Below are 8,280 nucleotides of genomic sequence, written 5' to 3'. Positions count from 1 at the left end.
CCTCTCGCTCAATTCAATACATTAATAGGTCCTGAACCTAGGAGAGCCTTCTCTCTTCTCCGACCTGGCTGGGCTACCATGGCTCGTCGCGTGCGGTTCGAGACTGGCGCGATCGGGCCCACGTGGTCCACAATTTCGGCTGCCGTCGTCTATCAAGAGCGCTCGTAAGAAATTCGTACGCTTTTAATAGACCGTATGATGGGGACTATAGTCAGACAGTCCGCGCTCCAGTCTCCGATTTTGATAATTGGAGAGAGGCGTCTCGGACCTTCTGCCCCCTCAGCCGCCATCATGCAAAGGGTAAATCTGCCCTATGGCTCCTCATCACCCGGCGAGCACCGTATCGATCCCAGACAGCAGCGCATCGCGGGTGAACGGCTTGGCTATAACAGTCGCGCCTGTCGGCAATGTCGCCCGATCCGCGAACCCCGTAACGAAAAGAATCTTCAAATCGCGACGGATTTCCGAGATGCGTCTGGCACACTCGTCTCCATTCATTTGCGGCATCAGCAAATCCATGACCACCAAGCCGATTTCGGGCCGCTGCGTCGCCAGGTCGATCGCTTCCGCCCCGCTGTGGCACTCGATAACGTCGAAACCGGACTTTGACAGGAAACTCGATGTCACAGACGCAACACTTTCGTCGTCATCCACGACGAGCACGCTTCGTCCGCCGCCGCGCGTCGGACCGACGCTCACGTCTTTCGCCGTATCTCCATTGGCGCCAGCAGACGAAATTTCCGCAGCAGGCAACCAGAGTTCTATGGCCGCACCCTGCCCCGGCGCGCTGTTGACGCGCACTCCGCCCTGATTGCGCTGCATGAAGCCGTAGATCATCGACAAGCCAAGACCAATACCGCCACCCACCGCCTTGGTGGTAAAAAATGGCTCGAATATCCGCGTCTGCGTCTCAGGCGACATGCCGACCCCACGATCCGACACGGTCACGATCACGTAGCGGCCGGGCGCGAGCGGCTGACCCGACTGCGTTTCGGGCGGCTCCTGCCCCGTCACGGCGGAACCGGCGGAGTTCGAAGAGGCGTGACCGATTCCCGCTTCCGGCGCGCGAACCACTGCCTCACGCGTCGAAATCAGGATTTCACCGCCATTCGGCTGCGCATCCCGCGCATTAAGGCACAGATTGACCAGCGCCACTTCAAGCAGCGCAGGATCGGTCGACGCCGCCGGAAGGCCTGCTGGCGCCGGGGCGACATGAACCGGCGTCATGCGCCTCCCGCCGCCGCCGACACTCTGAGTCAGCAACCCCTGCATCCGCTCAAGAAGTTTCGGAACATCAACTGATTGACGCGCCAAATCCCGCGGACGACTGAAGTCCAGCAACTTCTGCGTCAACGTCGCGCCACGGCGTGCAGCATCCATCGCATTGCCGAACAACCGCGCAGCCCGGGCGTCCAGATCCGGCGAAAGGTCGGAAACCAGTTCCAGAGAACCCAAGATAGCGGTCAGCAGGTTGTTGAAATCATGCGCGATGCCTCCCGCCAACGTGCCAATGGCCTGCATCTTGTCAGCCTGCCGCAACCGGCGCTCCATCTCCATCAGATCGGTCACGTCTTGATCAATCAAAACAGAAATTTCCGACACACCGTCGTCACCGGCTGGAGCCCCCGCGCGACCGCCCCCCAACGCCACGCGGGTGACTCGGTGCCAACGCGGCCGTCCAGACGCGTCGCGGCGAGCGACCAGTTCCGACGCGTCGCTGTCGCCAGAACTGGTCTTGTCGCCAAGGACCGGGGCCCCAGACGGCGTAAAATCTTCTTCCCTGCGGCCAAGGCATTCTTTCTGCGAACGTCCCAACGCCCGCGCCGCCAACGCATTTAGACGCGTGAAACGCCCATCTTCGTCCTTGAACGCAAGCCCGACGGGAAGATTGTCGAAAAGACTCCGCAGGATTTCCCGTTCTGTCGCCAACATCCGCCGCGTGCGACAGGCGGCGGCGGCTTCCCGCACCATCGCCCGTAAAGCATCAGGCTCCCAGGGCTTGGCGGCGTAAAACGTGATCGAACCCCGGTTGAGCGCGCTCGCCACCGTTTCGAGATCCGCATACCCGGTCAGCAGGATTGCAGCCGCATCCGACATCATCCGCGCCTCGGCCAGGAAGACGTCTCCTGTCATGTCGCGCATGCGCTGATCAGAGACAATGACGGCGAAGTCACTCCGCTCCGCGATCAACGCCAGCGCCTCACGCGCCGACGTTGATCGCACGATCTCAAACTCTTCCTCAAGCAGATCCGAGAGCGCGACGAGAATCTCCGGTTCGTCGTCCACCAGCAGCACGCGCTCGCGCACGGCCTCACCCTGATACCCGAAACTGTGCAACAGAGAGTCAGGCCCGTTCATGGCGAATCTCCATGCTTCCGGTTTCGCCTTCGTTCGCGCGCGGCGCCGCGGTGACGGCTTGCTGCGGCTCATCGTCCAACGATCCCGGGGCGCGGTAAGGCACTGCTATCGTGAAGCAGGCGCCACCCTCCGGCGAAACTCCCACCTCAATCCCGCCGCCATGGGCCTGTACCACCCCATAGGCTGTGGCGAGCCCAAGTCCGGTACCGACGCCGACCGGTTTCGTGGTGAAGAAAGGCTCGAACACGCGTTCGCGCATGAAGGGCGGCACGCCCGGCCCATTATCGCAGACCGTGATCACGTAAGCGTCTCCAGCCCAGTCAGGGGTCAAGCGCGAGGCGCTTCCCGCCACAACGACGCCATTCGCCGGGCACAGCGTCGTCTCTATGCGGATACGCGGTGCGCCGCCATGCGCGCCGCCCTCCGCCTCAAATGCGTCGACCGCATTGCTGATCACGTTCATCACCACCTGATGCGCCAACGCCGTCTGGCACCGCAATACAGGAGGCGCGCCGTACGCGCATTCGACGACAATATCGTCCCCTAACTTGGGACCAAGAAGCGACAGCACCGTGCCTATAGCCTCAGGCATGTTGACATCCATGAAAACACCCTGATCAAGGCGCGAGAAATGCCGAAGACTTGACACGAGATCGCGCATCCGCCCCAACCCGACCGACGACGCGCCCAGTCGATCACGGCTCTTGTCCAGCAGAACCCGCGCCTCCCCGGCATTGTCCTGTGCGAGCGCCGATATCGCTTTTTCCAGATTTCGCGCAACAGTATCCTCATGCGCCAAAACGAAAGCCAGCGGGTTATTGAACTCGTGCGCAATTCCCGCGACGAGTTCGCCCAGTGACGCCATCTTGGCCGATTGCACCAGTTTGGTCTGCGCGTCGATCAGCTTGCGGTTGGCGGCGGCAAGTTCCGTGTTCGCCTGCTCCAGCGCTTCGGCCAGCGCGGCCTTTGCGCGGGCGCCCTGCATGGCCGCCTCGCGCGCGGCGCGCTCCGCCTCGCTTCTACGGCTTTCGTCCTGCAGCACCTTGCGACGAAGCAATGCCCGCACGTGCAAAAGCAGGAAATCGACGTCTATGTCCGAGCCTACCAGATCGTCTACGCCCGCAGCATACGCGTCGGAGGCGTGGTCGCCCGCCGATCTGTTCCCGCCACCGAATCCCAACAGCCGTGTGGGCGCGCCGCCGCCCACACGCGCGTTTCGGCGCGCGTCCAGACTCCTGCACAACGCAAGGCCGTCGAAACCCGGACAGGTCAGATCGACGATGACGCAATCCACCGTGTCGATCCACAGGTCCGGCGACGCGAGTGCGACATTATCCAGCGCCATCGCCTCCATGCCGTCCCCGTGAAGCAACCGGATCACCGGAAGCCTGCCGAGGGCAGCGGAAGGATACACGGTCGAGTCATCCACCCCCTTCGGACCGCCATCGGCTGCGCGCGGTGCGTCGCCGCCAGGTTCTCTCTTCCCGGCGAGAGTCATCATCGAAGCATTCAACCGCTCCACAGATTCCCGCATCACATGCAGAACTGGCGGTCCCCACGCCATCAAAGCGCCACCTGATCCCGTAGCCACCGCCACCGCCGGGCGTCGGAACATCCCGCGCGACGGCGTTTGCGGCATCGGATGCTCGCGCAGGAGAGCTCTGATCCGAAAAGCGAGCAGACTGGTGTCCGCCGAGCGCGGGACGCAGGCGTCAATCCCCGCCAGCAGCACCTCTCGCTCCAGCTTCGGGTCGTGGCCATCTGTCAACATCAGAACAGGCACGGCGCGCGTCGCCGCGTTCAACCGAAGCTGGCGCGCCATCTGGCCGCCATCCATTCCCGGCAAACGAAAATCCGTTACGACCAGCAAGGGAATCCAGGTGTCCAGACTATCGAGAGCCGCCTCTCCGCTCTGCACGCTCTCGATCTCGAAGCCGTAAGCTTCAAGCATGGGGCCTATTCTCAGACCCTGCGTGGCGGCGTTTTCGACCAACAGAAGACGCGGCGCCTCATGCTTCATGATCGTCACCAATTTCACAAACCAACACGCGGGCGGCTGCGGAGGCCAGTTCGCCCAATGCTTCCGCCGACCCAACTCCCTCCGCCGCCGCCATACGAACGGCGATACCGGACGTAAACCGGTTCCGCGCAGGGGACTCCTCGTACGCCTGCCCGCCGGCATGCCGAATGGCAAAAAGCCCAAGCGCGCCGTCGTCCTCGACCTGCCCCAGAAGCACAGCCATCGCATCGGAACGAAGCGCCTCGGCCATTGAACTCAACAGCATATCGAACGATGCGCCGTGTAAACTCGGAGCCGACGTCCCTAAAGCGCCAGACAGAACGGGCATCGGCACAAGCGCGCCGGAGTCCGAAACCCGAAATCCGTCCGACGCGACGACGACCTGTACCGGCCCAGTGGCGATCGGACCCGCACGCCCGCGCACCGCCCCTCCCGGCGCCACGCCATTGAGCCAGACCACGAAATCATCAAGGAACGGCGCCGCGACCGATGTCAGAAACAGCGTCGGCGGACGCGCGTCGCCAGCGCTCTCCAGCATACGGAGCGCGGAACCCAGCGCGCCGCCGCCTGCAAGTAACGCCATCACCTTCGCAGGAGCAGAATCTGTTCTGCGCACAGCATTTAGCTTGCTGCCGTCAGCCGCTCCCCTAACGTCGGATCGAGACACATCTCCCGAACCTCTGGAGGCCTTGCAGGCAAGCGCCAACGCGGCCCCCAGCAATTCCCAAGCCACCGCCTCCTCAACGCCGCTCGAGCCCTCCAAGCCCGACCCGCCGACACTCTCCCCACCAATGCGCGGAACCAGCGCCAGGGCTCCTGACCGAAGGCTTTCGAAGGCAAGGTCGAGAGATGACGAATCTGGCGCGATCGTGACCACAATCGGCACAGGACGAGACGCCATGATCCGCCGCGTCGCCTGCAATCCGCTCATTCCCGGCAGGTCGGCGCGCATCACGACCACATCAAACGCAGTAGTTTCCAGCAGGGAGAAGGCGTCCTCAGCCCCGGCAACATCCCGACACGAAACGCCCCCTCCTTCGATGCTCGCCAGAAAATCCTGCAGCCTCGCGCGGACGGAGGCGTCGTCGTCGACCAGAAGGACACGCATGGACGGCAGGACGACGCGCGACGACGCTGCAGGTGGCGAAGCGGCAGTCATGCGGATGCACGGCCTGTGAACGCGACCAGCCAGCGACGACGCATCAACGGCCGCAAAGCTGTGACCAACCGCGGGCGCATCTGCGGGATGCGGAGAATCTCCTGAGTCATTGGCATATCTCCGTCGGGCCTTCAGGCGGCTTGCGCCCATGCGCTCCTTACGAAACGCAAAAGATACGACGGATTACCCTCCGCCGCTGTTCGCAACTGCGTGTACCCTGTTTCATCGTCGCGGTCTCGCGCATTGCGGGGGCTCCAGCACCGCTTCCCACGACGCACAAAGACCGGGACCGCAGGGCGGTTTCATTCTGTGCGGCTCCGCAATAACATCGACTGGTAAAATATGATCGACAGCCTCGGGCTGTCAGCCGCGAGGGTCCATGTCTCATCCCAGCCAGATGTCACCTGCCCCCCTGCCGGACGGTTTCGACCCCGATCTCGCCAATGCGGACCTGCTACCCGTTCCCCCCGGAAAACGCGACTGGTCCTGGATCAATATGGCGACCGTCTGGATGGGGATGGTCCACAACATCGTGGTCTACGAAGCCGCCTCCGGCCTGATGGCGCTGGGCTTCTCCGCCTGGCAGAGCCTGGGCGTTGTCGCCGTGGCCTACGGCGTTCTGTTTCTCGCCATGTGGTTCAACGCCCGACCGGGAACGAAATACGGCATACCGTTCTGCGTCCTCATCCGATCATCCTTCGGGCCGACCGGCGCGCAACTGCCTGTCCTGCTACGCGGGTTCTGCGCCGTGTTCTGGTTTTCCGTGCAGTCTTACGCCGCAGCGCAAGCCGTCGACGCGATCATGTCCACGCTCAGCGCGACATGGGCCGGATGGACCTTCGCGTTTCTCGGTATGCAGATCAAAACATGGCTTGGGATGGCAGTGGTCTGGGCGTTGCACGGCTGGATCACCAGTCACGGCGTTCATCGAATCCGTAACTTCGAACTGATCGCAGGGCCGTTGGTCATTCTCGCTGGTCTGGCGGCGACGATCTGGGCGCTTCGGGTCGGACATGGTCTAGGGCCACTATTCTCCCAGCCTTCGAAACTGCATGGACTGGCCTTCTGGAATGCCTTCGCACTTGGCGTAACCGGCATGATCGGCATGTGGGCGACGTTCGCCGTCAACATTCCGGACCTGTCCCGCTTCGTCCGCTCGCAGCGCGATCAGGTCGTCGGGCAGGCCATTGGACTGCCCCTTACGGCGCTGATTTTCACGCCAATGGGCATCATCACCACGTCCGCCACCATTCTGATGTTCGGGCGTCCGATCTGGAACCCGGTTGAGTTGCTGCTGACCCTGAATCACCCCGTGATCACGGTGCTTGGGGGATTGACGATCGTGCTGGCGACGCTCTCTGTGAACGTCGTCGCCAACATCATGCCCGCCGCCTACGATCTGATAAACCTCGCGCCGCGCCGTCTGGATTTCACCAAAGCAGGGCGGCTCGTCCTCGCGCTGGGCGTGCTGTTCGTTCCGTGGCTTTGGTTCGACCGTGCGGACGGAATCTACCGTATCCTCACCATCATCTCGTCCCTGCTCGGCCCTGTCACGGGCGTCATGCTGGCGGATTACTACGTCGTGCGGCGGCAGAACATCGCCGTGGACGATCTATACCGCCGCGACGGCCGTTACGCTGGCGCACGCGGCTGGGGGCACGGTGGCGTGACCGCCATGCTGATCGGCGGGGCGGTCGCCGCGAGCGGGTTCGTTATACCGGCGCTGGCGCCCGTCAGTGCGTTGTCGTGGTTTGTGGGCGTCGCCGTGGGAGGCGGAGTTTACATCGTGCTGGCGCGGGGACGACCTGCTGGGGCCTGAACAGGAAACTCACCCAGAAGTTTTCTCAAAAAAGTCGGTACCGCTTCAAAGGCCCTGAGGTTATCCCTCAAGACACAACTGGCGTAAGCTTTCCAGGATTTTTCTTCTTTGACAAACACGATACTGTACGAATAAAAACACGGTTTTCCACCCACATTCGCTCTGTCTGAGGCGACCTGACCGCCGTTTCCGGTCGAATACGGGCTGCTGAATTTTTTCTCCTTGTATCTTCCTTTCGCCCCTACATCCTTCAAATCCGTATTCGCCTGATAAGGCGCATCGAATGCCAGGTCGCCAAAATATCCACCAAGCTTGGGAACGCTTATTCCGTTCGCATCATGATAAAAACGAAGCGTATTCTCAACGTTTCGAAATACACGCACCGCGCATCCGGTCAGACCAGTGGTAATAACCAGTGTGCCAGTTGGCGCGTCCGATGGAACGTCGACATAACCTATTCCAAGCGCTCCTTCCGCTCCCACCGACCCCGCGGTCACGTAGGGAAAGTAATAGTAGGCACTAGGTCCGTTGGGATCGCCGCTGCTGCTCAGCGCCAGCGTCAGTATGCCTGCTTCTGCATCCCAACTACCCGTTGCGGCGTACAGTCCCCCTGTCGCACGTCCTGAGACCTCCGCATCAGCTGTGACGTGAATATCCGCCTGACTAAAAAATTGCTCTGGATACCCTTGGAGAGAAAGGAGCGTCATATGCGCTCTGGGCGCGCTTCGTGGAGGTGTATTTGTTTGCGACATATCGTGCAGTGTTCCCCTCACCGGCTCGGAGACGCGGCAATTTGCGCCTTCCAGATGCGACAGGGCGATCATTTCGCCGCCGGTCGCTCGACGAAAACAGTATCAACGCACCAACAGAGACGTGTCAATATTGATCAATACTCTCAATATTGATCAATACTCTCAATATTGA

The 8,280-nt window shown here is 61.8% G+C and carries 5 protein-coding genes; 1 reads left to right on the top strand and 4 read right to left on the bottom strand.

Annotated elements, in window-relative coordinates; genetic code table 11:
• Positions 1-324: 324 nt before the first annotated feature.
• Genes HK28_RS08800 through HK28_RS08790 form a run of 3 tightly spaced genes read right to left on the bottom strand, consistent with a single transcriptional unit; the run spans position 325 to position 5,537 of the window.
• The gene (locus HK28_RS08800; RefSeq protein WP_086644221.1) at positions 325-2,358 is read right to left on the bottom strand and encodes a response regulator; all 2,034 of its coding nucleotides are present in this window, start codon (positions 2,356-2,358) and stop codon (positions 325-327) included.
• Positions 2,345-4,378 (bottom strand): ATP-binding protein, encoded by a 2,034-nt coding sequence (locus tag HK28_RS08795; protein ID WP_233140449.1) that lies wholly within the window; start codon positions 4,376-4,378, stop codon positions 2,345-2,347. Before HK28_RS08795 ends, HK28_RS08800 begins: the two co-directional genes overlap by 14 nt.
• Entirely contained in the window at positions 4,368-5,537 is a 1,170-nt protein-coding gene (locus tag HK28_RS08790; protein ID WP_158093430.1) for a response regulator, read from the bottom strand. The genes HK28_RS08795 and HK28_RS08790 overlap by 11 nt, the downstream gene beginning before the upstream one ends.
• 379 nt (positions 5,538-5,916) lie before the next feature.
• Here HK28_RS08790 and HK28_RS08785 point away from each other — a divergent pair, with 379 nt between their 5' ends.
• A complete protein-coding gene (locus tag HK28_RS08785; RefSeq protein WP_233140448.1) occupies positions 5,917-7,356 on the top strand; it encodes an NCS1 family nucleobase:cation symporter-1 in 1,440 nt (479 codons plus the stop codon).
• On the opposite strand, the gene HK28_RS08780 is transcribed toward HK28_RS08785, so the two are convergent.
• Positions 7,317-8,180 (bottom strand): hypothetical protein, encoded by an 864-nt coding sequence (locus tag HK28_RS08780; RefSeq protein WP_086644218.1) that lies wholly within the window; start codon positions 8,178-8,180, stop codon positions 7,317-7,319. The two genes, HK28_RS08785 and HK28_RS08780, sit on opposite strands and share 40 nt — an antisense overlap.
• Positions 8,181-8,280: the final 100 nt, after the last annotated feature.

The organism is Acetobacter sp. DsW_063, assembly GCF_002153745.1.
GTDB lineage: Bacteria > Pseudomonadota > Alphaproteobacteria > Acetobacterales > Acetobacteraceae > Acetobacter.
This window is presented reverse-complemented; position numbering and strand designations above follow the sequence as displayed.

What these genes read in the sequence shown, in the direction of transcription:
- HK28_RS08800 (WP_086644221.1), bottom strand. Translation starts at nt 2,358, where the DNA reads ATGAACGGGCCTGACTCTCTGTTGCACAGTTTCGGGTATCAGGGTGAG.
- HK28_RS08795 (WP_233140449.1), bottom strand. Translation starts at nt 4,378, where the DNA reads ATGAAGCATGAGGCGCCGCGTCTTCTGTTGGTCGAAAACGCCGCCACG.
- HK28_RS08790 (WP_158093430.1), bottom strand. Translation starts at nt 5,537, where the DNA reads ATGACTGCCGCTTCGCCACCTGCAGCGTCGTCGCGCGTCGTCCTGCCG.
- HK28_RS08785 (WP_233140448.1), top strand. Translation starts at nt 5,917, where the DNA reads ATGTCTCATCCCAGCCAGATGTCACCTGCCCCCCTGCCGGACGGTTTC.
- HK28_RS08780 (WP_086644218.1), bottom strand. Translation starts at nt 8,180, where the DNA reads ATGATCGCCCTGTCGCATCTGGAAGGCGCAAATTGCCGCGTCTCCGAG.